The organism is Gordonia sp. NPDC003425, assembly GCF_053588635.1.
This window is the reverse complement of the sequence record NZ_JBSFQI010000002.1, coordinates 285,664-310,929: the sequence shown is the minus strand read 5'-3', so window position 1 is coordinate 310,929 and position 25,266 is coordinate 285,664. Positions and strand designations below refer to the sequence as shown.

The window sequence follows — 25,266 nt, the reverse complement described above, 5'->3', positions numbered from 1 at the left end:
ACGGAGGAACGAAGACAATGAGCACCACACTGAAGCGCACGATCGTCGCCGGACTGATGACCGTGGCCGCGGGCGCAGGATTGGCCGGGGTGTCCGCGCCCGCGCAGGCCGTGGCGCCCAACCACTTCGGCGCGATCGCGATCTCCACCGACACCGGAAACACCGCCTACGCGATCAACTACTACAGCCCCGAGGCCGCGCGGGTGGCCGCCGAACGCAAGTGTGGTGCCGCCGACTGCCGCTGGGTCGTCACGATGGACCGGTCGTGCGGTGCGGTGGCACAGCATCCGGTGACCCTGAACTGGGGTTACGCCTACGGGCCCACCAGGGCCGCAGCGCAGCAGGCCGCCCGCAATGAGGCGGGCTTCGGGGCCAACGACATCGTCTGGGCGTGCACCGACCGCTGAGGGGGCGGTACCCGCCGACGAGAGTCGGCGGGTACCGGGTGCGGCCGACGGGTTTCGGATGGGATCGCGGTCAGCGTCCGCCGAACATCTTGCTCAGCCGACCGGGCTCCTTGGGGTGGCCGGGGCATCGGCGCGACGCGGGAACACCGCGCATGACCTCGTCCACGTGGCGGCCGCAGCCCTTCCAGGTCACCTTGCCGCATTGATGGCATGTGGCTTGTTGACACATGTGCTGTCACCTTTCTCGATCAGTTCTTCGGCCCGTGGCCCGAGCCAGGCCAGCAGGGTCAGCATCCCGCCGGACAGATGTGTGGCATCGATCCCCTCGGCGCAGAGCACCCGCGTGGCGAGGTAGGACCGCATGCCCGATTGGCAGTGCACGCGCACGGGCCGGCCGTCGGCCGCCGCCCGGATCTCCGGCATCCGGGCCCGGACCTCGGTGTGCGGAATGTGCAGCGCGCCGGGCAGATGCCCGTCGGCGAACTCGGCCTCGGAACGGACGTCGAGTACCAGGGAGTTCGCCATGACGTCGGCGAGATCGGCGGCCTGCCAGAGGCCCACCACGCCGTCGACGACGTTCTCGCCGATCATGCCCGCCAGGTTCACCGGGTCCTTCGCGGAGCCGTACGGCGGTGCGTAGGCGAGGTCGAGGTCGATGAGATCTGCGGCATGCAAGTGGGTGCGCAGCGCGGTCGCGAGTACGTCGATCCGTTTGTCCACACCGTCGGCACCCACGGCTTGGGCACCCAGGAGCAGTCCGTCGAGCCGGACGTGGAGCATCAGGTGGATCTGCTCGGCCCCGGGGAAGTAGCCCGCGTGACTGCCCGGGTGTAGATGAATGGTCTCGTAGTCGACGCCCGACGCGTCGAGTGCGCGCCGGTTGGCACCGGTGAGCGCGGCGGTGAGGGAACCGACACGGACGATGGCCGTCCCCAGCGGATGCGGAATCGGGCGCGCTGTCTGTGGTCGCAGAATCGCGTCGGCCACCAGACGTCCGGCGCGGTTGGCCGGCCCCGCCAGGGCCACCGGGCGGCGCAGACCGGTCACGGCGTCAGTGCTCACCGTTGCGTCGCCGACCGCCCAGACACCGTCGACGTTGGTGCGGCCGTGCTCGTCGACGATGATGGCGCCGCGCTCACAGGCGATTCCCGCGGCCTCGAAGGGCGCGGTGTCGGGGACAACACCCACCGACAGGACGATGAGGTCGGCCTTCAGGCGGGTTCCGTCACCGAGCACCACCGTGTCGGTATCGGCAGCGTGCTCGATCGCGGTGGCCCCGATGCCGTCGTGCACGGCGATCCCGATCCGGACGAGTTCGTCGCGCACCAGGGAGGCCATCTCGTTCTCCAGCGGTGGGAGCACGTGGTCGGCGAGTTCGACGAGATCGACGTGCAGTCCGCGCAGCCGCAGGGCCTCGGCGGCCTCCACGCCGATGAATCCGGCGCCGAGGACCACCGCGCGTTCCGCACCGTCGAGGACGGTGTCGCGCATGGCCACCGCGTCGCCGACCGTCCGCAGCGTGCTCACTCGCGGCGAGTCGAGGCCGTCGATGGGCGGGCGGAAGGCGCGGGCGCCGGGGGAGAGGACGAGCGCGTCGTAGTCGAAGGTGGTCACGCCGTCGGGTGACACCACCTCGACGGTGCGCGCCGCCGGGTCGACACGGGTGACCTCATGGCGGACTCGGACATCGAGATCAAGTGCAGCTCTGAGCGATTCGGGCGTCTGAACCAGCAACTCGGAGCGTTCTTCGATCTCGCCGCCAACAAAATACGGCAATCCGCAATTGGCGAACGAGGGATGCTCGCCGCGTTCGAAGACGATGATCTCGGCGTTCTCGTCGAGCCGTCGAGCCCGCGCGGCCGCACTCATTCCGCCGGCGACTCCGCCGACCACGATGATTCTCATGCCTGCAGCCTATATACCCCAGGGGGTATATCGCAAACCGGGTTTCGTCACAGGTCGAGCAGGTATCGGAATCAGCTGGGGGTACGCGTCCCGAGGTCGAAGCGTTCCTGCAACCGGCGAATATGGGCACGGGCCTCATAGAGCTCTGCACGACGGCGCGCGAGAGAGGAATCGCGTACGGTCGGCGCCTCGAGTTCCTCCACGATGAGATCGGCCGCGCGTTCGAGTTCGCTCACCAGTTTCGCGGCCTGCGCCCGGGCGACCGGGTCATGCGGAATGTCCACCATTACCCAAGGATCGTAAAACGAATTACACGATCCGCGCACACCGGGCGCGCCCAGATTCTCGTCGAGCGTGCCCAGATTCTCGTCGAGCGTGCCCAGATCCGGGTCGAGCGTGCCCAGATCCGGGCCGAGCGTGCCCTCTGGGCCGCGTGTTACGTGTGGCACAACTAGGTTGTGCACCAGATAAATCATCGCTAGCGTCGTGTCCGTGGGAAGAATCAAGCTCGACGATCACCTCTGTTTTGCGCTGTACACGGCCTCCCGCGCGGTTATCGCCGCCGAGCGTCCGGGTCTGCGCGAATTGGGCCTGACCTACCCGCAATACCTGGTGATGCTGGTGCTCTGGGACGAACGCGAGGTGCCGATCGGGCGCCTGTGCGAACGTCTTCAGCTCGACTCGGGCACGGTGTCGCCGTTGGTCCGACGTCTGGAGACGATGGGGCACGTGGCCCGTCGTCGATCGCCCGACGACGAGCGGTCGACCATCGTGTCACTCACCGCATCGGGTGACGAACTCGGCGCCAAGGCCGACTGTGTTCTCGCCGCCTTCGCCGACGCACTCTTCGGTGATCAGCCGTCAGGCACCTCCGAAGATCCGGCCGTCGGGGGGGATTCCGCCCGCGACGACCCACGGTTCGGTTTCGACGATGTGGTCGACCTCCGCACCGCTCTGCATCACCTCACCAACCAACTGCGGGCCGACGATGCCCGTGCAACCGAAAGGATGCCGTCATGAACGCTCTCTACACCGCAGAAGCCCTGGCCACCGGCGACGGACGCAACGGCCACGGCCGCACCAGCGACGGTCAGCTCGACCTCGATCTGGCCATCCCCAAGGAGCTCGGCGGCGCGGGTGGTGGCACCAATCCCGAGCAGCTCTTCGCCGTCGGATATGCCGCGTGCTTCCACAGCGCCCTCCGTACGGTGGCCCGCGCGGAAAAGGCCGATGTCAGCGACTCCGCGGTGGGATCGCGAGTATCCCTGGGCGCCAATGATTCCGGCGGCTTCGTGATCGGCGTGGAGCTCGAGATCTCCCTGCCGGCGCTGTCTGCCGAGGAGGCCTGGGCGCTCACCGAGAAGGCCCACCAGGTGTGCCCGTACTCCAACGCCACCCGCGGCAACGTTGATGTGAAGCTGTCGCTGGTCGAGGACTGATTTTATTGATCGAGTGCCGCAGACCCGTTTGTGTCCGAGCGGGTCGGCGGCATTCGCGTCGTCAGCGTGACGGGTCGATCGAGACCGAAAGCGCCGTAACCGGTCACAAGCGGAACTGTGGTGGTGTCGGTCTCGAATCGCACTCCGCACAAGTCAAGGACGGCGAAGCGATATCACCCGCCGGGATCGGCGGTGGCGTCTACGACGTCAGAGGGTGACGTGCAGGAGCTGAAGGATCAGCGCGATCCAGGTGCCGGACAGGTCTACCGTCATTGAACCGAGACTCAACATGGAGAGCCTTCCAATCAAGAGGGGCGTCTTATGTTGGAAGGTAACAGCTCGGCAGCGATGTCGCGCGGGGAGTGCACGGACCGTCCGTGGTCGTGGACGGGAGGCGCATCCTGCCGTCTGGCTTGTCAACGGTGCCCCCACCAGGGCTCGAACCTGGGACCTGCGGATTAAAAGTCCGTAGCTCTACCAACTGAGCTATAGGGGCGTGTCCCGCGCGACGGGACGAACGATGAGTTTACAGGTTCGGTTCGAGGAGCGACCGTACGGTCGGCTCCGTCCCTCAGAACGCGGCGCGATTCGGTGAACGCGGGTGGTACAGCCGCCGCGTTTGCCAACTCGCGCCGCGTTTGCGACCACATGCTGACCTGGACGTCTGCGTGCGCGACCAAGCGATTTGTGCTTTGCGCGAGGCGTGTCCTAAGCTGAGTCGGCTCCCAACGGAGAACCGGCCCCCTTCGTCTAGCGGCCTAGGACGCCGCCCTTTCAAGGCGGTAGCGCGGGTTCGAATCCCGTAGGGGGTACGCCTGCCACCTACACGGGGGCAGATAACAGAACAAGGCCCTGTGGCGCAGTTGGTTAGCGCGCCGCCCTGTCACGGCGGAGGTCGCGGGTTCGAGTCCCGTCAGGGTCGCCAATGGTCTCGGTATTCTCACCGGCACCGTCCGGCCAGGTAGCTCAGTTGGTACGAGCGTCCGCCTGAAAAGCGGAAGGTCGCCGGTTCGATCCCGGCCCTGGCCACTCAGAAAACCACCTGGTAGCGGGTGGTTTTTCTCGTATCTGGGCAGGTTGTGGTGAGGCTACGTCGATCCATTGGGTACCCGGCGCGACAAAGATCCTCCGAACTCAGCTGTGCCGGCGCGATAATCAGGCGATGTCGACCCGCAAGACCTCGATCGTCGTGCGCAGCGTGTACGGAAGCGCGTCGGTGGAGTGGTTTCTCATCTTCGCGATCGGCACGATTCTCGTCACCCGCGCGTATCTGCGTCTGACCGGTTACCCGCAGATCGGCAGCGGCACGCTGCACATCGCGCACGCACTCTGGGGCGGGGCACTGATGATGCTGGCGTTGCTCACCGGCTGGCTTTTGCTGGGCAACACCTCGCGCATCATCGCGATCGTCGTGGGCGGCATCGGATTCGGCCTGTTCCTCGATGAGGTGGGCAAGTTCGTCACCAAGGACAACGACTACTTCTATGGCCCGTCGGCCGAGATCATGTACCTGCTCGTCGTGCTCATCCTGGTGATCTCGCGCATCGTGCGTGACCTCAAACGCCCGTCGACGGCCGAGGCGTTGGCCAACGCCGCCACCATCGCCGCCGACGGCGTGGCCCATGGTCTGCCGGACAGCCGGCGGCGTCAGGCAAATGACCTGCTCGCGTTCGCGGAGGCCAACGGCGGCGACGCCACCCTGCTCGCGCATATCCGAGGCGTCCTCGAGACGAGCGTGGGCACGCCCGACAGACTCGTTCGACTGCGCGCCCGGGCCGAATCGTTGATTCCCGAGTTCCTGAAGAGCCCGAGGTGGGTCACCGCGATCGGCTGGCTGCTGGTGATCAGTTCCGCGGTGACCGTGGTGGTCGGCGCGCTGGGGTGGTACCTGGACGGCCGAGACCTCGGCGAGGTCGACGTTTATCTCGAACTCAGCCGTAACGCCACTGCCACCCACATCCTCTTCGTGAGTGGGATCGTGACCCTCGGATTCTCGCTGCCCGCGATGATCGCGCGACGCCGCAGCAACCGGGTGTGGCCGCTGCGCTCACTGCGGATGGCCGCCCTCGTCTTCACCATGACCAACGCTCTCGTCGACTTCGCGCTCGACGGATTCGGCGCCCTCTACAACCTCGCGCTCGGTCTCTTCGCCCTGGCCGTCGTCGGATACCACCTGCGTCTGGACGTGCACGCGGACACCCTGCGCGACCATCATGATCAACTGAGAGTGTGACAACCATCGACCGCGCCCGCGCCGCCGAACGGGTGGCCTCCCTGCCACGACGATCTGCGGCACACCGAGGAACCACCGCCGCCGCGGTCGCGATCGTCATCGGCGCGCGCGATGGCGAGCAGGGCATCTGGATTCTGCGTCGACCCCTGACGATGCGTCGACATGCGGCGCAGTTCGCACTCCCGGGGGGTCGCCTCGACCAGGGGGAGGACGTCGTCACCGCGGCCCTGCGCGAACTGCGCGAAGAACTCGGCATCGCCCTGACACCCGACACGGTGCTCGGCCTGCTCGACGACTATCCGACGCGATCGGGTTTCGTCATCACTCCCGTGGTGTGCTGGGCAGACGAGACCGGCGAACCCGATCCCAATCCGGCCGAGGTGGCCGCACTGTTCTTCACCCCGCTCGAGTCCCTGCTGGTCGCCCCGCGGTTCATCACCATCCCCGAATCCGACCGGCCGGTGATCCAGATGCCGATCGCCGGACTGCACCGCGACCCCGACGATCACTCCGAGTCCGGACGCACTCCGCTGCTGCATGCCCCGACCGCGGCGGTGTTGTATCAGTTCGCCGAAGTGGTGCTGCGCGGTCGGCACACCCGCGTGGACGGCTTCGAACAGCCCGTATTCGCCTGGTCATGAAAAGTTCACAGCCCCGGGAATGAATTCGGACCACGGTCCGTTTAGAGTGGTGTTGGGTCGATACGCGGCCCACGGAGACCAACGAGTAATCGCTTCACCATTCGAGGAGTTGTCATCATGACCACCAGCACCGCCGTCAAGGCACCTATCGCCGCAGGCACCTGGACCATCGACCCGGTTCACTCCACCGTCGGCTTCAGCGTGAAGCACCTGATGGTGAGCAAGGTTCGCGGCAAGTTCGACACGTTCAGCGGCGTCATCACCGTGGCCGAGGACGGCACCCCGTCCGTGCAGGCCGAGATCGACGTCACCTCGATCACCACCGGAAACGAGCAGCGTGACGGCCACATCAAGTCGGCCGACTTCTTCGACGCAGAGACCTACCCCAAGGCCACCTTCGTCTCGACCGCCGTCAAGGCCGACGGTGACGATTACGTCCTCACCGGCGACTTCACCCTCCACGGCGTGACCAAGTCGATCGATCTCAAGCTCGAGTTCCTCGGACAGCACCCGTCGGGCATGGGCCAGGGCCCGGTCGCCGGCTTCGAGGCCGGCACCGTGATCAACCGCAAGGACTTCGGCATCGACATCGAGATGCCCCTCGAAGGCGGCGGTGTCGTGGTGGGCGACAAGGTCACCATCACCCTCGAGATCGAGGCGGGTCAGGGCGCAGCCTGATTCCCACAACCTGGGCAACAGGGTGATCTGACCCTCCAGCGCACATCCGAAGACCGCCACCGCATCACATGCGGTGGCGGTCTTCGTCGTATCCGTCTTGCCCGTGGGGGTGTTCTGTCCGCAGCCCGTGCGCCACGCACGCGGTTCCCCGGACTCGTATGGCACGCCTCACGTCAGTAGTCTCATGAGACGAGCGTCAACCAGGAAGGGTGTACCGTGCGACCGCAGCGTGACCGGGGTGCGGTGACCGACCCCGACTTCGAGCGCTGGTCGCGCGCACGCCGTCGCTTCTCCATACGGTTGTGGGGAGTCGAACGCCCACCGACGCTGCGCGAATGGGAGCTCATCGGCAGCGCCGAACGCAAACGCATGGCGCGCCGCGCGATCGTGATCGGCGGGGCAGCCATCGTCGGCAGCAGCGGCTTGGTGGGAGCCGAGACCTTTCTTCTCGTCCAACTCGCCTACAACGGCGGACAGCTGACATTCGCTAGCACGCTCGGCGCCCCCAATTTCCCGGCCGTGGTGACGGCGATCCTCGTCGGCATGGTGATCAACCTGATCCTCGCGCTCGCGCTCCTTCGGCCCCACGTGGTGTGGTTCGTGGGCGGTTCGCATGCCGACCAGAAGCGACGACGGGCAGTGCAACGCATCCCGATCATGCAGGCGATGGCCAGTCTCGTCGCCTGGTTGCTGGCGGTGGTCTGCTACGTGGCACTCTCGTTGCCCGGCCTCGACGGACAGGTTGCGTTTGGTGTTGCAGTGGCCTTCGCGATGGCCGCCGTGTCGCTGGGCTGCCTGACGTACCTCTTCGCCGAACGAGGCGCGCGACCGCTGTCGATCATCGCGCTGCACGATTACCCCGCAACACATGTCATGCACGGCGTTCGTGGTCGTATGGCCGCGGTCTGGGCCGTCAGTTCCGCGGTCCCGATGGTGGGACTGCTCATCATGAACATCGGTCGCTGGGCCGGGTTGTTGCCGCCTGTGGCCGGCCGGATCGATTGGGCCACGGTGGTTCTCGCGCTGGTGGGACTGGCTGCCGGTGCGCGTGTGGTGGCCCTGGTGGGTCAGGCCCTGATCGATCCGCTGACCGAACTGCGGTTCGCGGTGCAGCGGGTGCAGGACGGTGACATGACCACGCACGTCGACGTCTACGACTCGTCGGAGATCGGGGTGCTGCAGCACGGATTCAACGAGATGGTCGCCGGGCTCGGCGAACGCGAACGGATGCGCGAACTGTTCGCCCGCCACGTCGGCGACACGGTCGCGGCAATGGCCATCGAACGTGGTCTGGGCATGCACGGTGCCAACACCTCGGTGGGTGTGCTGTTCGTCGACATCGTCGGGTCGACGGCGGTCGCGGAGCAGCAGTCGCCCGAAGACACCGCCGAACTACTCAACGCGTTCTTCTCGATCGTCGCCGACGTCGTCGATCAGCACGGCGGTTTCGTCAACAAGTTCGAGGGCGATGCGGCACTGGCCGTGTTCGGCGCCCCGGTGCAGGTGGACGATCCGGCCGGTGCCGCGCTGGGCGCCGCGCGTGACCTGGCCCGCGGACTGACCGAGGCGCTCGACATCAGCTGGGGGATCGGCGTGTCGTTCGGCACCGTGTTCGCCGGCAACATCGGCGCCGAACAGCGGTACGAGTACACCGTGATCGGCGATCCGGTGAACGAATGTGCGCGGCTGTCCGAGATCGCCAAGGGTGGCCGGTACCCGGTGCTGGCCAGTGGTGCCGCACTCGAACCAGCCGGTGATGAATCGGCCAACTGGACCGGGGTGGGACGCCGGGTGGTCCGCGGGCGCAGCGAGGTCACCGAGATGTTCGCGCCCATCGGCCTCGACGGGCAAACCCCGCTGTCGATCGGCGGGCTGATCGCGGGGCTGCTGGGACCGGCCAAACGGATCGCGGCCGGTGCGACCCGCCCGCCGCTGCGCTGACCTCGCTACGGTTGGTGCATGCTCAATCAGGTCCACCTGATCACCTACGCGGATCGGCTGGGCGGCACCATCCCGGGGTTGACCGCACTGCTGCGAACGAAGTTCGAGGGGGTGTTCGCCGGTGTGCACGTGCTGCCCTTCTACACGCCCTACGACGGGGCGGACGCGGGTTTCGATCCCGTCGACCACACCAAAGTCGATCCCCGGCTCGGTGACTGGGGGGACATCGCCGAACTGGCGACCACCCACGAGGTGATGTCCGACCTCATCGTCAACCACGTCTCGGCGGCGTCGGCCCAGTTTCGCGACGTGATGGACAACGGATCCGAATCCCGTTGGGCGTCGATGTTTCTCACCCTGTCGTCGGTGTTCCCGCGGGGTGCCACCGAGCGGCAGCTCACCGCGATCTTCCGGCCGCGGCACGGGTTGCCGTTCACCGCGATGCGCCTCGGCGATCGGCTGCGGTACGTGTGGACCACCTTCACCCCGCACCAGGTGGACATCGACGTGCGGTCCGAACCCGGGGGCGCGTACCTGCAGTCGATCCTGCATGCCGTGACCGGCGCCGGGGTGTCGGCGGTACGTCTCGACGCGGTGGGGTACGCCATCAAGACAAAGGGCACCTCGTGCTTCATGACGCCGCAGACCTTCGACTTCATCGCCGACTTCACCGCGCAAGCCCGTGCCACCGGAGCCGAGGTCCTCGTCGAGGTGCGCTCCCATTTCGCCCGCCAGGTGGAGATCGCCCGCCTCGTTGACCTCGTCTACGATTTCGCGCTACCCGCGCTGATCCTGCACGCGCTCTACACCGGCGACGGCACACCCTTCCTGCACTGGCTGAGGGTACGACCCAACAACGCGATCACCGTGCTCGACACCCACGACGGCATCGGCGTGGTGGATGTGGGTCCCGACGAACACGAGGGCCGTGGTCTGCTGACAAGCGATCAGCTCTTCCACCTGGTGCAGACGATGCACCGCAAAACCAAGGGCACCAGCGTGTCGGCGACTGGTGTGGCCGCGTCGAATGTCGATCTCTACCAGGTCAATACGACCTACTACGACGCACTCGGCGGTGACGATGCCTGCTACCTGGCGGCGCGGACCCTGCAGTTCTTCACCCCCGGCATCCCGCAGGTCTACTACGTGGGCGCGCTCGCGGGTTCCAACGACGTCGACCTGCTCTCGCGCAGCGGCGTGGGACGCGACATCAACCGCCACCACTACACGTCCGCCGAGATCGATGCCGCGCTCAAGCGGCCGGTGGTGCGGGAACTGTTCGCGCTCTGTCGTTTTCGCAACACCCACCCGGCCTTCGACGGTCCGTGCCGGGCGGATCTGCGTGGGACGACGCTCACGCTCTCGCGCCGCGGCATCTCCCAACCGCAGGCGTGGGCACGCGCCGAGGTCAATCTGGCGAAAGGCCACACGGTGATCTCGTGGGGCGAGGGCGAGGTGCAGCACCGGGCGGCGGTCACCGAGTTGTCGACCCATTGGGCCGACCCGGACCAGACGTCGAACGCGGTGCCCGGTGGGTAGGCTGAACGGATGAGTGAATGGTCCGCCGCCGACATACCCGATCAGACGGACCGCACCTTCATCGTCACCGGGGCCAACAGCGGATTGGGGGAGCAGACCGCGCGCGCACTGGCCGCCGCCGGTGCGTCGGTCATCCTGGCGTGCCGCAACACGACGAAAGCGCAGGCGGTCGCCGACGACATCGGGAACCTCGCCTCGGTGGCCCCGCTCGACCTCGCCGACCTCTCCTCGGTCCGAGACTTTGCCGAATCCTTCGGCGGTGCAGATGTTCTCGTGAACAACGCGGGTGTGATGGCGCCTCCGCTACGCCGCACCGCCGACGGCTTCGAGATGCAGATGGGAACCAATCACCTCGGACACTTCGCGCTCACCGGACTGATCCTGCCGCGCATCCGGGAACGGGTGGTCACCGTGTCGTCGGGGATGCATCACGCCGGCCGGCTCGACCTCGACGACATCAACTGGCAACGGCGGCGATACCGTCGATGGCGCGCCTACGGGGATTCGAAGTTGGCGAATCTCATGTTCGGGAAGGATCTTGCCGATCGACTCGCCGAGGCGGGTTCGCCGGCAAGCTCGTTCGTCGTGCACCCGGGCTTCGCGTCGAGCGAACTCGGTCAAAACGAAGCCACCGGCGATCTGCTGTTCCGGTTGGGGGCGTCGCTTCCGATCGCGCAGTCGGCCGCCGACGGTGCGCTGCCGACGCTGTTCGCCGCCACCTCTCCGGACGCGGTGAACGGCACGTATTACGGTCCCACCAAGCTGTTCGGGACACGCGGAGCACCGGGTGCCTGCGGGTTCAGTCGCCGGGCCGACGACACCACCGTGCGCCGCGGACTGTGGGATCTGTCGGAGCAACTGACCGGCGTGCGTTTCGAGATCTGACTGCGTTCGAGGTCTGACTGCGCTTCGAGGTCTGACGGGCGGCGCCTCACCAGACACCGCGCGGACGGAACTGGATACTCATCCTGGCCCCCACGCCGCGTGCCTTCGGCACGGCGTGCTCCCAGGTGCGCTGGCAACTCCCGCCCATCACCAGCAGGTCACCGGCGCACAGCGTGAACTTCAGCGATCGACCGCCGCCGCGCGGTCGGAGCATCAGCGGGCGCGGCGAGCCGAGCGAGCAGATCGCCACCAGCGTGTCGTGCGTGGCGCCGCGCCCGAACCGATCACCGTGCCAGGCAACCGAATCCGCGCCGTCGCGGTAGAGGCACAGGCCCGCGGTGGCGAATCCCTCGGGCAGTTCGGCGCGGTAGTGCCGTGAGAGGGCGGCACGCGCATCGCCCAGCAGCGGGTCGGGCAGTGGCTCGTCGGCGCCGTAATGACAGACCAGGCGCGGCACGTCGACCACGCGGTCATACATTCGGCGGCGCTCGGCACGCCACGGCACGTCGGCGTGCAACCGGTCGAAGAGGGTTTCCGACGCCCCGATCCATCCCGGCCTCAGATCCACCCATGCACCGTTGGTGAGGATGCGGCGCTGCACCCGCGAACCCAGCTCGCCGAGCACCGCGCCCGACCCCCAATCGCCGGGCTCATCGGGGACGTCGAAGATCGAGCCCTGAATTCCCGCAGTCACCCGCACCACCATACGCGGGATCGAACAATCGTTCTATTTCGACGAGGTGGTGACCGTCTCGTCGGTGCGTGCGCCGATGGCCCGGGCAGCGCGCAGCGAGTCGGCGGCCGCGTCGAGGATGTCGCTCGACGCGGACTGGTCGACGCGCGCCATGCTCAGCGCGGCGATGATCGCGGCCACCGTCAGCGTCGTATGACGATCGACCGCGGCGGGCCCGGCCTCGGGCAGCATCGCCGCGACACCGCGACGCACGGCCGCCGACTGTTCTGTCCGATAGGCATCGATCACGGCGTGGACAGCCTTGTCGGTGCCGATCGGCGTGGCCGCGCACCCCAGAAGCAGGCACCCGGCCGGACCGCCGGCCGATGACATCGATGCGACGGCGTCGCGCAGTCCGGCGAGATAGTCCACGAGCGCTTCGGGGGTGACGTCCGCGGCGGTCAGCGGGCGCAAACGTGGTCGGACCACCTCGGTCAGATAGTCGTCCACCGCGGCGTCGAAGAGGCCACGCATGCTGCCGTAGGCATGGTAGATACTCGATCGACGCACGCCTGTGGCAGCTTCCATGTCGGCCACCGACACGGTGTCGAACCCGTTGCGCCAGAACAGGTCACGCGCGTCACGAATCAGCTGCGCGGCGTCGTAGCCCGCGGTGCGCCCCATGGTGTCCACCTCCCCGCCATTTTGTAACGATCATTCTACTATGGTGTGGTGGAGGTGTCCGCACCTGCGTCGGCCGGGACACCCCCGCCGCCGACTGCGCCGGACACGACAACAGAACGAGGAGTGACATGACCGATCAGAGCACCCAGATCCAACTGGTCTCGCGACCCGTCGGCTGGCCCGAGGAGTCCGACTTCCGCACCGTGCAGATTCCGCTCGACGATCTCGCACCCGGTGAGGTCCGCGTGGCCAACGAGTTCATCTCCGTCGACCCCTACATGCGTGGCCGCATGATCGACGTCCGCAGCTACGTCCCGCCCTTCCAACTCGGCGAGACCATGACCGGCGGCGCGGTGGGGCGTGTGGTCGCCTCGGCCTCCGACGACCTGCCGGAGGGCTCGTTGGTGCTGCACCAACTCGGGTGGCGTGACATCGCGCAGGCACCCGCGAAGGCGTTCACCCGGCTGCCCGAACCGCCCCGCACACCCGAGGGAGATGCCGGGTTCGCGTCGTCGGTGTATCTCGGCGTGCTGGGCATGACGGGACTGACCGCCTACGTCGGACTGACCACCATCGCCCGGATGCAACCCGGTGACATCGTGTTCATCTCCGGCGCGGCCGGGGCGGTGGGAACCGCCGCAGGACAGATCGCGCGTCTGCTCGGCGCCGGGTCGGTGATCGGCTCGGCCGGCAGCGACGCCAAGGTGGAGTTGCTCACCTCACGCTACGGCTACGACCGGGCGATCAACTACAAGAACGGCCCCATCCGCAAGCAGTTGCGCGCGGCAGCCCCCGACGGCATCGACGTCTATTTCGACAACGTCGGCGGAGATCATCTCGAGGCGGCACTCGATTCGTTCAACGACGACGGCCGTGCCGCCCTGTGCGGCGCGATCGTGGGGTACAACGCCACCGAACGGGTGCCGGGGCCGTCGAACATGTCGAACATCATCACCCGGTCACTCACCCTGCGCGGTTTCACCGTCGGCCATCATTTCGATCAGGGACCGGAGTTCACCGCGCGCATGTCGGAGTGGCTCACCGCCGGCGACGTGGTCTACGACGAGACCGTGGTCGACGGCGTCGACCACGCCGTCGACGCCTTCCTGGGCATGATGCGCGGAGAGAACACCGGCAAGATGGTCGTGCGTATCTAGCCGGAACCGAGGCGCCGCAACCGCTGCGCGGCCTCGGCGATCACGTCGTCACGCTTGGCGAACGCAAACCGCACCATGTGTCGCCAAGGATCCTTGTGGTCGGCGAACACGCTCACCGGCACCGCGGCCACCCCGATGCGTTCGGGCAGCATGCGGCAGAACTGTTCGCCGTCGTCGAAGCCCAGCGGCCGCGGGTCGGCACACACGAAATACGTTGCCTCGCTGCGATGTACCCCGAAACCCGCATCGGCCAGCGCGCTCGACAGCAGGTCGCGTTTGGCCTCGAGTCCGGCCGCCGATTTCGCCACCCACTCCATCTCGGTATCGAGCGCCAGCGCCACCGCGGGCTGGAAGGGACCCGACCCCACGTAGGTCATGAACTGCTTGGCCGCGCGGGCGGCGGCCACCAACTCGGCCGGACCGCTGATCCATCCGACCTTCCACCCGGTGCAGTTGAATGTCTTGGCCGCACTCGAGATCCGCAGCGTGCGTTCCCGCATGCCGGGCAACGTGGCCAGCGGCGTGTGGGTGCGGCCGTCGAAGAGCAGGTGCTCGTACACCTCGTCGGTGACCGCGATGACGTCGTGCTCGATGCACAGGCGCGCGATCTCGGCCAGATCGTCGTCGTGCAGCACCGTGCCGGTCGGATTGTGCGGTGAGTTGACCAGGATCAGTGCGGTGTCGGGACCGAAGGCGTGTGCGAGGCGGTCGCGGTCGAGGCGGAATCCGTCGCCGTCGGCGATCAGCGGAACGGTGCGCCGGATGCCGCCGGCCATCGCCACCGTGGCCGCATACGAGTCGTAGTAGGGCTCCACCATCACCACTTCGCGGCCGGGTTCGGTGAGTCCGACCACCGCCCCGGCGATCGCCTCGGTGGCCCCGACGGTGACGAGGATCTCGGTGTCCGGGTCGTAGTCGAGGCCGTAGTGCTCGCGTTGGTGCCGGGCCACCGCGGCCCGCAGCTCCGGCACACCCAGGCCGGGCGGGTACTGGTTGCGGCCCGAAAAGATCGCGTCGCGTGCGGCGTCGAGCATCGCGGCGGGGCCGTCGGTGTCGGGGAAACCCTGGCCCAGGTTGACCGCGTCGTGGGCCACCGCCAGCGCCGACATCTCGGCGAAGATCGTGCTCGAGAACGGACGCAGGCGCGAGACGGTCATGCGATCCAGGCTGTCACAGGGCTTCGGCCGTCACCACGTCGGTCATCGGCGGCGACGCCCGATCGCCGCGCCCCAAGTCGATCGCAAGCCGGGTGCAAGCGGCGGCGGTCAGTCTGTCCCCGCCGGCGTGACCTGCGTCGGACATCACCGAGAGGACACGACATGAACACCGATTTCACGCTCATCGATCCAGATCACGACCACCCGGGCTGTCCCGGACCGGCCACCGCCTCGCGGGCACCGCTGTGGCGCATCGGCTGGCGGGTTGTCGCCGTCGCCGCGTGCCTGGGCATCGTGGTGCTCACCGGCTGCAGCGTCGCACTGGGCAGCGACACCATCGACGAGGCCTCCGACATCGACCTGGGGCAATGCCTGCAGATCGGTGCCGAGGTCGATTCCGACGGCAAGGTCGACGCCGCCAAGGCCGAGTGCGGTGCCGAGGGACTCACGTTCTACGCCGCATCCAAGGTTCCCGCCGACGGGGAATGCGCCAGCGACAACACCGCCACCCTCTCTTTCGGCTCGGGATCGGAAAAGCTGTGCATGACACCCAATTTCGTCGACGGCAAGTGCTACCAGATCCCGCTGAACGGTGGCGAACTCGTCGACTACAAGCAGCTGGCATGCGAGGCGACGGCCGCCGACAACACCGTGCTCGCCCAGACGGTCACCCGCTCGGATGCGTCGGTCACCTGCAGCGACGAGCAGACGAAGTGGGAATACAGCGAACCCAAGTCGATCGGCTACTGCCTGCGCGAGGTCGTGTGACCGCAGACATCATTCGTAGCGCCGACGCGTCATGGCTCCGCATTGGCCACGCCACTCTCGGGGTGGTAATCAGTACACGGACCATGTCGTGTCGGCGTCGATGACTGCGCCTCGGCCCCGAGAGGATCAGGCAATGCCGTACAACCCCGGCGACACCTTCGCCGGCTACACCATCGTCGCGCTCATCGGCCGGGGCGGTATGGGTGAGGTCTACCTGGCCAAACACCCGACATTGCCCCGCAACGAGGCACTCAAGATCCTCCCCACCGAACTGAGCCAGGACCCGATGTTCCGGCAGCGGTTCACCCGCGAAGCCGAATTGGCGTCGAGCATCGCGCATCCGTCGATCGTCACCATCTACAACTCCGGTGAGTCCGACGGGCACCTGTGGATAGCGATGGAATACATCGACGGCGTGGACGCCGGTGAACTGCTCAGGCGCAGCCCCGCCGGACTCGACGTGGCCACCGCATCGGCGATCGCCCGGTCGGTGGGCTCGGCGCTCGACGCGGCACACGCCCGGGGAATGCTGCACCGCGACGTCAAACCCGCCAACATCCTGGTCCAGGGTGCGGGGACCGCCAACCCCCGTGTGATGCTGGCCGACTTCGGGATCGCCAAGTCGAAGCAGGATGCCACCAACCTCACCTCCACCAACATGTTCCTGGGGACCGTCGCCTACGTGGCGCCCGAACAGTTGCTCGGTAACGAGGTCGATGGCCGTGCCGACGAGTACGGACTCGCGGCCACGATGTTCCAGCTGCTCAGCGGACGGCCCCCGTTCGAGAGCGGCAACTCGGCGAACGTGGTGGCCCAGCACCTCAACAGCACGCCACCGGCGCTGAGCAGCCGCAGGCCGGGGACCTCACCGGCGGTCGACGCCGTGATCGCCCGTGCCCTGGCCAAGTCGCCCGATCAGCGATATCCCACGGCATCGGCGTTCGCGAGCGAGCTCGACCGGGCGTTCAGTGCACCCGGCGGCGCATTCTCGCCGACGCAGGTGGCCCAGGTGCCCCGGGTCGTCGCGCCGCCCCCATCCGCGCCGTCGCAACCCGGATTCACACCGCAGGGTGGGGGACCGTCACAGCCCGGCTTCACACCGCAGGGTGGGGGACCGTCACAGCCGGGGTTCGCGTCGCAACCCGGGTTCGCCCAGCAGGGTGGGGGTCCGTCGCACGGGGGTCCTGCACAGCCCGGTTTCGGCGGGCCGCCGCAGTCCGGATATGTGCCGCCGGGCACCGCCGGTGCGGGCGGTTACCCCGCGTACGGTGCGCCGCCGCCGAAGAAGAAGTCGAACACCGGCCTGATCGTGGCCGGCGCCGCTGTTGTCGTGGTGATCCTGCTCGTCATCGGCGGTGTGGCGCTGCTCGCGTCCGGATCGGGTTCGGATTCCAACCAGGCCGAGACCACCACCACGACGACCACCGCCACCGACACCACGTCGGAGGTCACCGAGCCGTCGACGGTCACCCGGCCACCGGTGACCCAGCAACCGAGGCAGGTGTCGAGTGCCAGTGAGGTCACGGTGGGTGACTGCGTGCAGTTCGCCAAACAGGCGGACGCGCAGGGCAACGTCAACACCAGCGTCGTCGACTGCAACACTCCTGCGCTGACCTTCTACGCGGCGAGCTTCGTGCCGGGCGCGTCGTCGTGTCCGTCGGAACAGAACGCGTCGCTCTCGTTCTCCGACACCACCCAAAAACTCTGTCTCACACCCAATTTCACACAGGGCGAGTGCTACCAGATTCCCCGCACCGGCGGATCGCTGGCCGACTACTTCCAGGAGGACTGCACCGCGACGCCGAAGGTGAACACCGTACTGGCCCAGGTCACTTCGGCGACGACCGCCGAGGACGTCTCGTGTAGTTCCGACGAGATCAAGTGGACGTTCTCCCAGCCGAAGTCGCTCGGCTACTGCCTCAAGGAGACGTAGCCGAGCGCCCGACTCGTGATCAGCCGGGGGACTCCTCACCAATCGCCGGACCGAGCAGATCGTCGGCATCGGTGATGCGATACGCGTAGCCCTGCTCGGCGAGGAAGCGCTGGCGGTGGGCGGCATAGTCGGCGTCGAGGGTGTCGCGGGAGACCACCGAATAGAAGTGCGCCTGCCCACCGTCCTTCTTGGGCCGCAGCAGCCGGCCGAGGCGCTGGGCCTCCTCCTGGCGTGACCCGAACGTCCCCGACACCTGCACGGCCACCGACGCCTCGGGCAGGTCGATGGAGAAGTTGGCCACCTTGGAAACCACCAGCGTCTGCAGTTCGCCGGCGCGGAAGCGGTCGAAGAGCGCCTCACGCTCCTTGTTCTTGGTGGATCCCTGGATCACCGGGGCGTCGAGTTCACGGCCGAGCTCTTCGAGTTGATCGATGTACGCGCCGATCACCAGCGTCTGCGAGTCGGCGTGACGAGCCAGGATCGACTTCACCACGTTGACCTTGGTGTGTGCGGTGGAGCAGAGCTTGTACTTCTCGTCGTTCTCGGCCACGGCGTACTGCAGGCGTTCCTCGTCGGTGAGTGTCACCCGCACCTCGATGCACTCGGCGGGCGCGATCCACCCCTGAGCCTCGATGTCCTTCCACGGGGCGTCGTAACGTTTGGGGCCAATGAGGCTGAACACGTCGCCCTCGCGGCCGTCCTCGCGCACCAGCGTCGCGGTGAGGCCGAGTCGGCGTCGGGACTGCAGGTCGGCGGTCATGCGGAACACCGGCGCGGGCAGCAGATGCACCTCGTCGTAGATGATCAGGCCCCAGTCGCGGGAGTCGAACAGATCAAGATTGCGGTACTCGCCCTTCGACTTTCGCGTCATCACCTGGTACGTGGCGATGGTGACGGGACGGATCTCCTTGCGCTCGCCGGAGTATTCGCCGATCTCCTCCTCGGTGAGCGAGGTGCGCGCGATGAGTTCGCGCTTCCACTGCCTGCCGGCCACCGTGTTGGTCACCAGGATCAGCGTGGTGGCCCGCGCCTTGGCCATCGCGGCCGCACCCACCATCGTCTTGCCCGCCCCGCAGGGCAGCACCACCACGCCGGAGCCGCCCGCCCAGAACGAGTCGGCGGCCATCTCCTGATAGTCCCGCAGGTGCCATTCGTCCTGCTGCAGGTCGATGGGATGCGCCTCACCGTCGACGTAGCCGGCGAGATCCTCGGCGGGCCAGCCGACCTTGAGGAGTACCTGCTTGAGTCGTCCGCGTTCGGAGGGATGCACGATCACGGTGTCGTCGTCGATGCGCGCGCCGAGCATCGGGGCGATCTTCTTGTTGCGCATCACCTCCTCGAGCACCGCGCGGTCGAGGCTTACCAGGGTCAGCCCGTGTGCGGGGCTTTTCACCAGTTGCAGCCGCCCGAACCGGCCCATGGTGTCGACGATGTCCATCAGCAGTGGCTGTGGCACCGCGTAGCGCGAATAGGTGACCAGCGCGTCGACCACCTGCTCGGCGTCGTGGCCGGCGGCGCGCGCGTTCCACAGCGCGAGCGGTGTCACCCGATAGGTGTGCACATGTTCGGGGGCGCGTTCGAGTTCGGCGAAGGGGGCGATCGCGCCACGCGCCGCCGCGGCGTCGGGGTGATCCACCTCGAGCAGCAGCGTCTTGTCGGATTGCACGATCAGGGGTCCGTCGGTCATTCCATCCATTGTCCAGACGGGCGCGCCTCCCGTCGAGCGTGCCCGGTTTGCGGTCGAGCGTGCCCTGTTCGCTGGTTGAGCGTGCCCGGTTTGCGGTTGAGCGTGCCCTGTTTGCGGTCGAGCGTGCCCTGTTTCGCTGGTCGAGCGTGCTCTGTTCGCTGGTTGAGCTTGTCGAAACCACCCGAGCGTGCCCTGTTTCGCTGGTCGAGCGTGTCCTGTTCGCTGGTTGAGCTTGTCGAAACCACCCGAGCGTGCCCACCACTCCGACGTCAGGTGTCGAGGAGTTCCACGCTGGTGATCCGATGCAGCGTGAAGCGCTGTTCGTCGTCGCCGCCGTCCTCGACGCCGACCAACTGCCCGGCACCCAGGATCCGCGGGGTCACCACGTGCCTGCTCGCCGAACCGTGCGCGTCGACATATCCGATGCGCAGTCGACGATTCGCCCGCAGCGCCAACTGGATCAGCGCGGTGGCCGATTCGCCACCGCCGACCGCGCGGACCGGTGCGGACCGAGTGCCCGCGGTGGGTGCCGCACGGGTGGCGCGGTCGTGGGATCGCATGCGCGACACCACCGATCGCAGCTGTTCGGCGGTCGGTGCGCTCCGCCGCGGCACCGGATGTCGCCGACCACGCGCGGCGCTCACCCGACTCCCGCGGTCACGCAGATCCACCAGGGCACCCGACGAATCCTCCCCGGCGGGGGCAAAACCCGCCTCGCGCAGACGGTCGATCACGTCACGGACCTCCGACGGCGACACCGCCACGGTGGGTGCCAGGGCGCGCAGCGCGAGGTGGTCGGCGGCATCGCTGCGCAGGACCGCGGCGAGCATGGTGGGGTCTTCGCAGCGGATGAACGACGACGCGATGCCGACCCGCAGTTGCCCATGCCTCCGCGCGACATCCTCGACGAGATAGGTCAGCGACTGCGGCACCGGGGTGCGCGAACGGGTGGTGAACAGGGTCAACAGTTCGCTGCTGGTGCGCCCCGCGTCGAGCGCACGGCGCACGCTCGACTCCGACACCCGGTACACCGAGGCCGCGCCACCGGACTCGAGGTCGGCCACCAATTCGACCTGCTCGGCCAGATCGGCCGCCATGGGCCCGGGCACCGTCAGGGTGAGATCGGCCTGGGTGAGGAAATGATCCACCGGCTCGGGCAGGGCCTTGCGCATCGCCGCGACGAGTGCCGAGTCGCCCTCGGCCTCGGTGTGGCTGGACGCGAGCCGGCCCACCGACGTCAGGCAGTGATGCGCCACAACCCCGAGATGCCTTGCCTCCGAGAGTGTCTCGTCGATGAGGTGGGTGGTGAGCCGACGCATCTGATGTGGGTGAAGCCATGCGAGCAGCGCGCTCACGGTGGCGATCGAGAATGGCGCAGCGGGAGCCGAACCGGCGAGGGTGGCCAGCACGAGGTGGCGCTGGCCGGCGGCGGTGGCGTCGTAGAGTTCCGACGACAGCGCCGGATACGCGTTCCCGTCGCGGTCGGGTTCGCCGACCTGCCAGGCGCGCCGCGGCATGGTGAGCCAGGCGTCGAGCAGCGTGGCCCACTGTCGTTCCGGAGCGGAGTGCAGCCACGCGTCGGCGGCGTTCGTCGGCGCGAACGCCTGTTCCCCGCGGTCGCCGGGCGGCGGCGGTTCGGGGAAGCCGATGTCGATGAGCCGTGCGTGTCCGAGGATCTCGATGAGGAACGCCAGCCGCTTCTGATCCAGGCCGGTCACTTTGGCCAGGCGCCGCAGCTCGCGCACCCCGAGCGCACCGGAGCGGAGCACCGCGGCAGGAGTGGCGGCCAACGCCCCGAGGATCGACGTCGCGTGCCGGATCGCCTCGAGGGCCTCGCCGCCCGCGGCCTCGTCGACCTCGCGTGCGGAGAACCGGCGCGACACGGTCTCGTCGACCAGCGGGGGCCGCGACAGCTCGTCGGTGCGCAACGGGGGTTCCTCGCGCAGTAGCCGACCGACCATGGGCGGTAGCTCCACGGTCTGGTCGTCGATGCGGGCGAGTAATCCGAGTGCGATCAGCCGGGCCACCGGGCTGTCGGGGTCGGCGCCGGGCGCGGCGTCGCGGCTGCGTCCCAGTGCCGGACCGCGCGCCAGGGTGGTCAGCAACTCGCGCTGCCGGTCGTCGACGCTGTCGATCAGGGCGCGTAGCTCCGCCGGGGAGGTGTGTGCCAGCGGTCCGGTCAGGTGCAACGCCTTCCACGGGAGCGTCGCCCCGAGGTGCGCACCCCACACCAGCGCCTCGTGCTCGCCCCAGAGCAGCGCACGGGCCAGCAGCAGTTCGATGCGGTCGGTGATCTCGGCGGCGTCGGCCCGATCCGAGAGTGCGTCGACGATGTCCGCCGCGGTCGTGGTCGCGGGCAGCGGCCCGCGACCTGCTGCGCCGGCCACCGCCATCACCTGCTCGACAACGGCCAGAGTCAGCAGGTCGAGTCCCTCGCCGGCCAGAGTCATCGACGCCGCGGTGAGGGCGCGCTGTGCCAGCACCGCGGTGCCCTGCGGGGGTGGCGACGCCAGATCGGGTCGCTGCGCGAGCAGGTCCGCCAGGGCGTCGTCGGAGCGGGCGGCCAGATCGTCGGCCAGGCCGAGCGGCTGGTCATCCGAACTCATTCGATCAAGTCTAGTGGTCCCGGGTGTGCATCCGGGGCGCCGCCGACCGCGTGCACGCCACCGAAGGTGACGACAGGGCGGGTGACGCCAAACACGGTGCTCGACTCCCGCCCATGGCACAATGTTCGCGTGGCTGAGAAGAAAGAGCACTACGTCGACAACGGTTGGCCCCGCGACGAGGACGGTTCGGTCCCCGAGCACGTGGTGTCGGAGTTCGCGACCGACATTGCCGGTGCACTGTCGCCCTTCGGCGACGTGGAGTTCCCCCTGCCCGCCGACAAGGTTCCCTACGTGCACTCGAAGACGGAAGTCAACCGCTGACCGGTTCGGGTTTCTCGCACCTCGACGGGTCCGGCCGGGCCCGCATGGTGGATGTGGGCGACAAGCCCACCACACGTCGCCGAGCCGTGGCCGCCGGCACCTTTCACACCTCGACACAGGTGATCGACCTGCTGCGCGATGCGGCGCTGCCCAAGGGTGACGTGCTCGCCACCGCGCGCATCGCCGGCATCATGGCCGCAAAGCGCACGGATTCGCTCATCCCGCTCTGCCATCAGCTCGCGCTCAGCGCGGTCGACGTCGACTTCGTCGTGGGCGACGGGCAGATCGACATCACCGTCGCGGTGGAAACGGCAGGCCCCACCGGCGTCGAGATGGAAGCGCTCACCGCCGTGGCCGTCGCCGGCCTCACGCTGCACGACATGACCAAAGCCGTAGACCGCACCGGCCGGCTCGACGACGTCCGCCTGCTGGAGAAGAGCGGTGGCCGTTCGGGTGCGTGGCATCGCGACGACGAGATCGGCGAGCAGGCATGACCGATCGGCCACGGGTGGCGCGGGTGGTGGTGGCCTCGACCAGGGCCAGCAAGGGCGTCTACGTCGATCGCAGCGGGCCAATTATCGTCGAATGGCTTGTGGCGCACGGATTCTCGGTTGACGAGGTCGATGTTGTCGCCGATGGCGAGCCGGTCGGCGCCGCGATCCGCGCCGGGGTCTACGCGGGCGACGACGTGGTGATCACCACCGGCGGCACCGGGCTCGCGCCGACCGACCGGACGCCGGAGCAGACCCGTGCGGTGCTCGACGTCGAGATCCCCGGACTCGCCGATGCGATCCGCGGCGCGGGGTTGCCACAGGTGCCCACCGCTGTCCTCTCCCGGGGAATCGCCGGGGTGGCCGGCACGACGCTGGTGATCAACCTGCCCGGCTCCACCGGCGGGGTCCGCGACGGGCTCACGGTGCTCGACGGCGTCCTCGACCACGCGCTCGACCAGATCCGTGGCGGGGACCACTGACGTGGTTTCCGGTAGACCGGTCGGTATGAGCTCGGACTCCGGTGCCGTCATCGCGGGCGCCCATCTGTCGCCGCACCCGATCGATCTGGCCACCCACGAAGCGCTGGTGACGCGTGCGTCCGGCGGCGGCGCGGGCGCGATCGTCGGATTCGCGGGCGCGGTGCGCAATCACGACGGGGGGCACGAGGCCGCGGTCACGATGCTGTCCTATTCGTCGCATCCGTCGGCGCCCGCGGTACTGGCGGAGGTGGTGGCCGAGGTGATCGACGGCGTCGCGGGCGTGCGGGCCGTCGCGGTGTCGCACCGGGTCGGCGACCTGCAGGTGGGCGACATCGCCTTCGTCGTCGCCGTGGCGGCCGATCACCGCGGCGAGGCGTTCGGACTGTGCATGCGGCTCGTCGACGAGGTCAAGGCGCGGCTACCGGTATGGAAGCACCAGTACTTCGCCGACGGCACCGACGAGTGGGTGGGATCGGCCTGACGACGCGTCCCGACGCCCGACAGCACCCTCACCGGAGCCGACAAGAGAATTGGAAAAGGGCCCCGCACGGATGAACATCGTGCGGGGCCCTTCGTCTGGGGCCCGGGACCGGGTCAGGCCGGCCGGAGCGTTGGTGACACCGCTCAGGGGAGCGGGATCAGGCCCTTGTTCTGGTTGTAGAGCTTCAGCTGGTCCGGGGTGAGCTCGTAACCGCTGTCCTTGGCCGCCTTCCACAGGTTCTTGACCTCGGGGCTGACGTTGGCCTCGTCGAGTGCGCCGTCGACCTGCTTCTCCACATCAGCGGTGTTCTTGGCCTCCGGGGTCTTCTCCAGCGGCGTCTGCGGCTGCTCCTCGACCTTCGGCGGCTTCGGGGCCTCGGGGGCCTTCAGCGTCTTCGGGGAGTCTGTGGGCGCGGTGCGGGGGGTGGAGCCGGACAATCCGGTGCCGCACACCGGCCAGGCGCCCTTGCCCTGCGTGGCCAGCACGTTCTCGGCCACCGCGATCTGCTGCTCCTTGGTGGCCTGGTCGGCCGACGGAGCGTACTGGGTGCCGCCGTTGGCGGCCCAGGTGCTCGGGCTGAACTGCAGTCCGCCCTGGTAGCCGTTGCCGGTGTTGATCGCCCAGTTGCCACCGGACTCGCACTGCGCGACCTGATCCCATTCGGAGTCGGATGCGGCGTGTGCGGAACCGGTGCCCATCAGGGCTGCGCCGCCGCCGAGGACTGCGCCGGTGAGGGCGACCTTGGCGAAGGTCTTGGTGGTCGTGTTGGTCGTCGGCTTGCGATGACGTCCGGCCATGAGTTGTCTTTCCTCTCTCCACGCGCCTACGAAGTCAGCTGTCGGGTTCGGGCGAGAGGTGCCCGGTCCGTGGCCGTGCGGCCGGTGGACTTAACCCCGAGGACATCGGTGTCGATGCCCGGTTCTCTGGGGGAGAGTTGGGTCCCCCGTCCTCGTTCCTAGATGTTGCTTGTCATTCCACCGATGGAACGAGGCTCGGCGCGATCGGCGAAATGCTGGGTTCTTGTTTGCTGTCCTGTGACCTCCCGGAGGCGGTCGAGTAGTACGGTACGACGTCTCGCCCGCCGAATCACGCCCTCGCGCAACCCTATTTCCGTGCCGAGAGTGGGCCTTTCGACCCAATGTCGGCGTCTTTGCTGCT

At 67.9% G+C, this 25,266-nt stretch carries 24 protein-coding genes, 4 tRNA genes and 1 riboswitch; of the genes, 19 read left to right on the top strand and 9 right to left on the bottom strand.

Annotated elements, in window-relative coordinates:
• Positions 1-17: 17 nt before the first annotated feature.
• Positions 18-407: a DUF4189 domain-containing protein gene (locus tag ACWDTD_RS03975; protein ID WP_449745754.1), complete on the top strand. Its 390-nt coding sequence runs from the start codon at positions 18-20 to the stop codon at positions 405-407.
• A gap of 189 nt (positions 408-596) precedes the next feature.
• On the opposite strand, the gene ACWDTD_RS03970 is transcribed toward ACWDTD_RS03975, so the two are convergent.
• Entirely contained in the window at positions 597-2,312 is a 1,716-nt protein-coding gene (locus ACWDTD_RS03970; protein ID WP_449745753.1) for an FAD-dependent oxidoreductase, read from the bottom strand.
• A gap of 71 nt (positions 2,313-2,383) precedes the next feature.
• Complete coding sequence (locus tag ACWDTD_RS03965; RefSeq protein WP_449745752.1) at positions 2,384-2,788, bottom strand: hypothetical protein; 405 nt, start codon at positions 2,786-2,788, stop codon at positions 2,384-2,386.
• 16 nt (positions 2,789-2,804) lie between these two features.
• Here ACWDTD_RS03965 and ACWDTD_RS03960 point away from each other — a divergent pair, with 16 nt between their 5' ends.
• Together ACWDTD_RS03960 and ACWDTD_RS03955 are read left to right on the top strand one after the other, a co-directional pair.
• Positions 2,805-3,332 carry a MarR family winged helix-turn-helix transcriptional regulator gene (locus ACWDTD_RS03960; protein ID WP_449745751.1) on the top strand — a complete coding sequence of 176 codons (528 nt, stop codon included), beginning with the start codon at positions 2,805-2,807 and terminating at the stop codon, positions 3,330-3,332.
• Complete coding sequence (locus ACWDTD_RS03955) at positions 3,329-3,751, top strand: organic hydroperoxide resistance protein (protein WP_449745750.1); 423 nt, start codon at positions 3,329-3,331, stop codon at positions 3,749-3,751. The genes ACWDTD_RS03960 and ACWDTD_RS03955 overlap by 4 nt, the downstream gene beginning before the upstream one ends.
• A gap of 423 nt (positions 3,752-4,174) precedes the next feature.
• Here the strand turns inward: ACWDTD_RS03955 and ACWDTD_RS03950 are convergent.
• Positions 4,175-4,247: transfer RNA gene (locus ACWDTD_RS03950), tRNA-Lys, on the bottom strand.
• 243 nt (positions 4,248-4,490) lie between these two features.
• On the opposite strand from ACWDTD_RS03950, the gene ACWDTD_RS03945 reads away from it, so the two are divergent.
• The 9 genes from ACWDTD_RS03945 (at position 4,491) to ACWDTD_RS03905 (ending at position 11,668) form a co-directional block, all read left to right on the top strand.
• Positions 4,491-4,563: transfer RNA gene (locus ACWDTD_RS03945), tRNA-Glu, on the top strand.
• A gap of 36 nt (positions 4,564-4,599) precedes the next feature.
• A tRNA-Asp gene (locus ACWDTD_RS03940) sits at positions 4,600-4,676 on the top strand.
• Positions 4,677-4,706: 30 nt separating this feature from the next.
• Positions 4,707-4,780: transfer RNA gene (locus ACWDTD_RS03935), tRNA-Phe, on the top strand.
• A 133-nt stretch (positions 4,781-4,913) separates the two neighbouring features.
• The gene (locus ACWDTD_RS03930; protein ID WP_449745749.1) at positions 4,914-5,984 is read left to right on the top strand and encodes a hypothetical protein; all 1,071 of its coding nucleotides are present in this window, start codon (positions 4,914-4,916) and stop codon (positions 5,982-5,984) included.
• Positions 5,981-6,625, top strand: a complete 645-nt coding sequence (locus tag ACWDTD_RS03925; protein WP_449745748.1) for an NUDIX hydrolase — start codon at positions 5,981-5,983, stop codon at positions 6,623-6,625. Before ACWDTD_RS03930 ends, ACWDTD_RS03925 begins: the two co-directional genes overlap by 4 nt.
• Positions 6,626-6,742: 117 nt before the next feature.
• A complete protein-coding gene (locus ACWDTD_RS03920) occupies positions 6,743-7,303 on the top strand; it encodes a YceI family protein (RefSeq protein WP_449745747.1) in 561 nt (186 codons plus the stop codon).
• A gap of 300 nt (positions 7,304-7,603) precedes the next feature.
• Positions 7,604-9,244 carry an adenylate/guanylate cyclase domain-containing protein gene (locus ACWDTD_RS03915; RefSeq protein WP_449745932.1) on the top strand — a complete coding sequence of 547 codons (1,641 nt, stop codon included), beginning with the start codon at positions 7,604-7,606 and terminating at the stop codon, positions 9,242-9,244.
• An 18-nt stretch (positions 9,245-9,262) separates the two neighbouring features.
• Positions 9,263-10,783: a sucrose phosphorylase gene (gtfA, locus tag ACWDTD_RS03910; protein ID WP_449745746.1), complete on the top strand. Its 1,521-nt coding sequence runs from the start codon at positions 9,263-9,265 to the stop codon at positions 10,781-10,783.
• Positions 10,784-10,792: 9 nt separating this feature from the next.
• On the top strand, positions 10,793-11,668 hold the full coding sequence (locus ACWDTD_RS03905; protein WP_449745745.1) for an oxidoreductase: 876 nt from the start codon (positions 10,793-10,795) through the stop codon (positions 11,666-11,668).
• Between the two features lie 46 nt (positions 11,669-11,714).
• On the opposite strand, the gene ACWDTD_RS03900 is transcribed toward ACWDTD_RS03905, so the two are convergent.
• On the bottom strand, positions 11,715-12,362 hold the full coding sequence (locus ACWDTD_RS03900) for an alpha-ketoglutarate-dependent dioxygenase AlkB (protein ID WP_449745744.1): 648 nt from the start codon (positions 12,360-12,362) through the stop codon (positions 11,715-11,717).
• A gap of 33 nt (positions 12,363-12,395) precedes the next feature.
• Positions 12,396-13,025, bottom strand: a complete 630-nt coding sequence (locus ACWDTD_RS03895; protein ID WP_449745743.1) for a TetR/AcrR family transcriptional regulator — start codon at positions 13,023-13,025, stop codon at positions 12,396-12,398.
• 128 nt (positions 13,026-13,153) lie between these two features.
• On the opposite strand from ACWDTD_RS03895, the gene ACWDTD_RS03890 reads away from it, so the two are divergent.
• Complete coding sequence (locus ACWDTD_RS03890) at positions 13,154-14,182, top strand: NADP-dependent oxidoreductase (protein WP_449745742.1); 1,029 nt, start codon at positions 13,154-13,156, stop codon at positions 14,180-14,182.
• On the opposite strand, the gene ACWDTD_RS03885 is transcribed toward ACWDTD_RS03890, so the two are convergent.
• Positions 14,179-15,339: a pyridoxal phosphate-dependent aminotransferase gene (locus ACWDTD_RS03885; RefSeq protein WP_449745741.1), complete on the bottom strand. Its 1,161-nt coding sequence runs from the start codon at positions 15,337-15,339 to the stop codon at positions 14,179-14,181. The genes ACWDTD_RS03890 and ACWDTD_RS03885 overlap by 4 nt on opposite strands.
• 162 nt (positions 15,340-15,501) lie before the next feature.
• Here ACWDTD_RS03885 and ACWDTD_RS03880 point away from each other — a divergent pair, with 162 nt between their 5' ends.
• Both ACWDTD_RS03880 and ACWDTD_RS03875 read left to right on the top strand, forming a co-directional pair.
• Positions 15,502-16,107, top strand: a complete 606-nt coding sequence (locus tag ACWDTD_RS03880; protein ID WP_449745740.1) for a pyridine nucleotide-disulfide oxidoreductase — start codon at positions 15,502-15,504, stop codon at positions 16,105-16,107.
• A 133-nt stretch (positions 16,108-16,240) separates the two neighbouring features.
• Positions 16,241-18,040 (top strand): serine/threonine protein kinase, encoded by a 1,800-nt coding sequence (locus ACWDTD_RS03875; RefSeq protein WP_449745739.1) that lies wholly within the window; start codon positions 16,241-16,243, stop codon positions 18,038-18,040.
• 19 nt (positions 18,041-18,059) lie between these two features.
• On the opposite strand, the gene ACWDTD_RS03870 is transcribed toward ACWDTD_RS03875, so the two are convergent.
• Both ACWDTD_RS03870 and ACWDTD_RS03865 read right to left on the bottom strand, forming a co-directional pair.
• Complete coding sequence (locus ACWDTD_RS03870) at positions 18,060-19,727, bottom strand: DNA repair helicase XPB (protein ID WP_449745738.1); 1,668 nt, start codon at positions 19,725-19,727, stop codon at positions 18,060-18,062.
• Between the two features lie 269 nt (positions 19,728-19,996).
• Complete coding sequence (locus ACWDTD_RS03865; protein WP_449745737.1) at positions 19,997-22,333, bottom strand: helicase-associated domain-containing protein; 2,337 nt, start codon at positions 22,331-22,333, stop codon at positions 19,997-19,999.
• A gap of 129 nt (positions 22,334-22,462) precedes the next feature.
• Here ACWDTD_RS03865 and ACWDTD_RS03860 point away from each other — a divergent pair, with 129 nt between their 5' ends.
• From ACWDTD_RS03860 to ACWDTD_RS03845, 4 genes are read left to right on the top strand one after another with little or no spacing between them, the layout of a single operon-like run.
• Complete coding sequence (locus ACWDTD_RS03860; protein WP_449745736.1) at positions 22,463-22,654, top strand: hypothetical protein; 192 nt, start codon at positions 22,463-22,465, stop codon at positions 22,652-22,654.
• Positions 22,651-23,148, top strand: coding sequence for a cyclic pyranopterin monophosphate synthase MoaC (gene moaC / locus ACWDTD_RS03855; protein ID WP_449745931.1), 498 nt, complete (start codon positions 22,651-22,653; stop codon positions 23,146-23,148). Before ACWDTD_RS03860 ends, moaC begins: the two co-directional genes overlap by 4 nt.
• A complete protein-coding gene (locus ACWDTD_RS03850; protein ID WP_449745735.1) occupies positions 23,145-23,627 on the top strand; it encodes a MogA/MoaB family molybdenum cofactor biosynthesis protein in 483 nt (160 codons plus the stop codon). Before moaC ends, ACWDTD_RS03850 begins: the two co-directional genes overlap by 4 nt.
• A 25-nt stretch (positions 23,628-23,652) precedes the next feature.
• Positions 23,653-24,108 (top strand): molybdenum cofactor biosynthesis protein MoaE, encoded by a 456-nt coding sequence (locus ACWDTD_RS03845; RefSeq protein ID WP_449745734.1) that lies wholly within the window; start codon positions 23,653-23,655, stop codon positions 24,106-24,108.
• Between the two features lie 143 nt (positions 24,109-24,251).
• On the opposite strand, the gene ACWDTD_RS03840 is transcribed toward ACWDTD_RS03845, so the two are convergent.
• Complete coding sequence (locus ACWDTD_RS03840; RefSeq protein ID WP_449745733.1) at positions 24,252-24,905, bottom strand: transglycosylase family protein; 654 nt, start codon at positions 24,903-24,905, stop codon at positions 24,252-24,254.
• A 7-nt stretch (positions 24,906-24,912) separates the two neighbouring features.
• Positions 24,913-25,085: riboswitch (cyclic di-AMP (ydaO/yuaA leader) on the bottom strand.
• Positions 25,086-25,266 lie beyond the last annotated feature (181 nt).

Coding starts and splice junctions, on each gene's coding strand:
- ACWDTD_RS03975 (WP_449745754.1), top strand. CDS start 18: ATGAGCACCACACTGAAGCGCACGATCGTCGCCGGACTGATGACCGTG.
- ACWDTD_RS03970 (WP_449745753.1), bottom strand. CDS start 2,312: ATGAGAATCATCGTGGTCGGCGGAGTCGCCGGCGGAATGAGTGCGGCC.
- ACWDTD_RS03965 (WP_449745752.1), bottom strand. CDS start 2,788: ATGATTTATCTGGTGCACAACCTAGTTGTGCCACACGTAACACGCGGC.
- ACWDTD_RS03955 (WP_449745750.1), top strand. CDS start 3,329: ATGAACGCTCTCTACACCGCAGAAGCCCTGGCCACCGGCGACGGACGC.
- ACWDTD_RS03930 (WP_449745749.1), top strand. CDS start 4,914: ATGTCGACCCGCAAGACCTCGATCGTCGTGCGCAGCGTGTACGGAAGC.
- ACWDTD_RS03920 (WP_449745747.1), top strand. CDS start 6,743: ATGACCACCAGCACCGCCGTCAAGGCACCTATCGCCGCAGGCACCTGG.
- gtfA (WP_449745746.1), top strand. CDS start 9,263: ATGCTCAATCAGGTCCACCTGATCACCTACGCGGATCGGCTGGGCGGC.
- ACWDTD_RS03905 (WP_449745745.1), top strand. CDS start 10,793: ATGAGTGAATGGTCCGCCGCCGACATACCCGATCAGACGGACCGCACC.
- ACWDTD_RS03895 (WP_449745743.1), bottom strand. CDS start 13,025: ATGGGGCGCACCGCGGGCTACGACGCCGCGCAGCTGATTCGTGACGCG.
- ACWDTD_RS03890 (WP_449745742.1), top strand. CDS start 13,154: ATGACCGATCAGAGCACCCAGATCCAACTGGTCTCGCGACCCGTCGGC.
- ACWDTD_RS03885 (WP_449745741.1), bottom strand. CDS start 15,339: ATGACCGTCTCGCGCCTGCGTCCGTTCTCGAGCACGATCTTCGCCGAG.
- ACWDTD_RS03880 (WP_449745740.1), top strand. CDS start 15,502: ATGAACACCGATTTCACGCTCATCGATCCAGATCACGACCACCCGGGC.
- ACWDTD_RS03875 (WP_449745739.1), top strand. CDS start 16,241: ATGCCGTACAACCCCGGCGACACCTTCGCCGGCTACACCATCGTCGCG.
- ACWDTD_RS03870 (WP_449745738.1), bottom strand. CDS start 19,727: ATGACCGACGGACCCCTGATCGTGCAATCCGACAAGACGCTGCTGCTC.
- ACWDTD_RS03865 (WP_449745737.1), bottom strand. CDS start 22,333: ATGAGTTCGGATGACCAGCCGCTCGGCCTGGCCGACGATCTGGCCGCC.
- ACWDTD_RS03850 (WP_449745735.1), top strand. CDS start 23,145: ATGACCGATCGGCCACGGGTGGCGCGGGTGGTGGTGGCCTCGACCAGG.
- ACWDTD_RS03845 (WP_449745734.1), top strand. CDS start 23,653: ATGAGCTCGGACTCCGGTGCCGTCATCGCGGGCGCCCATCTGTCGCCG.
- ACWDTD_RS03840 (WP_449745733.1), bottom strand. CDS start 24,905: ATGGCCGGACGTCATCGCAAGCCGACGACCAACACGACCACCAAGACC.